The 2739-nt window shown below is 29.9% G+C and carries 3 protein-coding genes; 2 read left to right on the forward strand and 1 reads right to left on the reverse strand.

Going from position 1 to position 2739, the window contains the following annotated elements; translation table 11 throughout:
* On the reverse strand, positions 1-876 hold an 876-nt coding region (locus tag SPJ17_RS03220; RefSeq protein ID WP_321092698.1), incomplete at its 3' end, for a hypothetical protein.
* A 126-nt stretch (positions 877-1002) separates the two neighbouring features.
* Between SPJ17_RS03220 and SPJ17_RS03225 the strand changes: the two genes are divergently transcribed.
* Together SPJ17_RS03225 and SPJ17_RS03230 are read left to right on the forward strand one after the other, a co-directional pair.
* The gene (locus tag SPJ17_RS03225) at positions 1003-1401 is read left to right on the forward strand and encodes a hypothetical protein (RefSeq protein ID WP_321092700.1); all 399 of its coding nucleotides are present in this window, start codon (positions 1003-1005) and stop codon (positions 1399-1401) included.
* Between the two features lie 1144 nt (positions 1402-2545).
* Positions 2546-2739, forward strand: a 194-nt coding sequence (locus SPJ17_RS03230) for a reverse transcriptase N-terminal domain-containing protein (protein ID WP_321092702.1), incomplete at its 3' end; no start/stop codon positions are given.

Consider the following 2739-nt stretch of genomic DNA (forward strand, 5'->3'; position numbering starts at 1 on the left):
TAAAATGCTATGATAATGTTCTAATTCTTTTTCTAATTTAGTATAAACATAAAAACCCACATCATCTGTGATTTTAAAAATTAATTTTCCACCACCATGCAAAACCCTATCTGACAGTCCATCAATAGGATCCCCAATAAACATGTTTTCTTCATTTAATTCCTTTAAAATATCATCGACTTGCTTAATATCAAAATAGTTACCATTTATAAAATATACTAATTCAGTTTTAATATTATGTAAAAATTTTAAAATTTCTTCTTGAGCAAGACCACCTCTTATGGCTACATCATCTGTTTTCCTTACAATTGGTGTATCATCTGTTTTCCAAATATCTTCACGATTTATTAATGAAGATATATGTTCTTTAATTCTATCTCCATCACGAGCATCTTTAAAATCATGATATGTTCTATCTACAATAGTAGTATTAATTGGACTTGCTGAGTAATTTGCTGTTATATATCCATATTCTACATTTAAATCATTATCTAGATAAATTCCATATCCTGCCACAAAATGATTATATTCATCATTTCCAAATCTTACCTCTGAATATTTATATTTATCATAATATTCATCATTCAAATTTTCTGATGTGGATATAATAGTAGATATCTGAGTTTGGTGGAAATTACTATTATATTTAATTCCTTCAAGTACATAAGGGTCATCAAATATAAAATGAGAATCTTCATAGATAAAAAATCCAAATTGAATAAATAATTTACCATAGTTATTTAATGCTTCTTTAATAGAATTTAAATCATTAACTATTGAATTGACAGGTTTATCCTTATAAAATGCTACAATTGATCGGTAGTAAAGATTATCTATCTTTTTAACAAGTTTATCCAAGTCTATTATTTTTTGCAAATTAACACCTAATTCATATATATTATCTACATTGCATAAACTTTTAGTGTATTGTATTTGACCCATTATAATTTTAAAAAAAATTTATTTAATAAAGTAGCTATATTATTATATAGAGGCTATAAAATGAAATTATTTTTAGATAATGAAAATTCATATGCAACAACAATAACAGTTAAAGGAAAGGACATAACATTACTGTTAATAGAATCCAGTATTCTAATTGATTCATCACAAATAGCTAAAATATTTGACAAGAAAGAAAAGACTGTAGCTGGTAAAGTGCAGAAATCTAAGTTAGAGAAATATGAAACAGAGAATGTTAAGCTATTAAAGAATTATGGTTTGATGAATCCTGACGCAGTCAAACCTAGGCCTTTTTATGATCTCAGGCAAATGTTGGAAGGACCAGCACAATATTACTTCAAACAAATTGATGAAATTGACCTTATTGAAGTTATCATTAGGGTAGCTATTGGTAAACATCGTGAATGGATTCATAATCGTAGCCTTGACAATTATTAAATGATTTTATATACATCACATTTTAAAAACCATTTTGATTTGCAGAAACGTCGCCGTTAATGTAAATGATGATTCATTATATTGCATCTAAAACAATAACTGTTGATTTTATTGATGATGTCTTTGTGTAAACATTGATTGTTTTAACACTTGGAACTGGCAATATTTTTTATTATATTATTTATATAAAAAACATAATAAATAAGATAATACAAATTATAATGTATGTCAGATAATTATATTAGTTGGACAAACTTTTGCCAAGCTATGAATTCCATAGCATACTGGCTACTCCAAAACAAAAAGAAATACAAAAAACGTGACCATTACCAGATATTAACATTAAAAGGTAATTGTAAAGACATAGAAAAGAAAGCAAAGAAACTAGGAAATGAAAAGCTAGTGGCTATGTATACAATGGCTGTGCGACAAGATAGAACCAGTAATTTGTTATATGCTTAATTAGCATATGTTAGTGCAGTATTATTATACTGATAACGTTGTTGTGCGCGTTATTTTCCCTTGAAACTGCGTCACCGGCAACGGTGAGGTGGGTTGCATGAAAGGTTAAAGCCTAATCGTTGTTGTAACTTCCAACAACACGAGGGCAAGAGAAAGATTAGTAAGGTTAACGCCCGTGAACTCTTGATAAAAGCATCGTAATGTACAGCAGTGAATAGGAAGTTTCGAAGAGCCACTGTATTACTGGGTAAAAGGACATACACGAGTGGCCATTCGTGTATATATGTCACAACCCTGATGCCAGTCGGTGTAATTGGAGAACCTAACCTAATCGTATCTAACAACTGGTTAATTTGGTAAGCCCTGAAATGTCCACACATACGCGTGGTAGGGTGACCGTGAGGAAGTCTGATGTTCTTTTCTGGGTATGGGATGCTAAAGGAAGCAAATGCCCGCTTTAATCGAAAGATTATCAGTAAACTGACAAATATAATAACTGTGTGGGATATGCTGACTTTTAGCAGGTGTATCTTTTGTTTCATTTAAAACGGAAGATATCTTGAATGTGAAATAAATATAAAATTTTATGAGAGTGTGATTTAGGCAATGAAAACTGGATATAGCGATATATTGCAGTCTGTGGAATCAGACAAAATAGTACTTGAAAAGGAATGGAAATCCATTGGGTACGCCATATTTAAGATACAAAAAACGGATATTTGAAGCAGAGAAAGCAGGTGACTATAGAAAAGTTAACAGTCTATGTAGACTGTTAGTTAATGATAAAAGGAGTTTATTATATGCTATTTATGTAGTAACCAAAAGAAATAAAGGTAAAAGAACTAGCGGTATTGATGGTAAAATCATAAGAACGGA

The organism is Anaeroplasma sp., from assembly GCF_034179385.1.
Taxonomy (GTDB): domain Bacteria; phylum Bacillota_I; class Bacilli_A; order Acholeplasmatales; family Anaeroplasmataceae; genus Anaeroplasma.

Coding starts and splice junctions, on each gene's coding strand:
- SPJ17_RS03225 (WP_321092700.1), top strand. CDS start 1,003: ATGAAATTATTTTTAGATAATGAAAATTCATATGCAACAACAATAACA.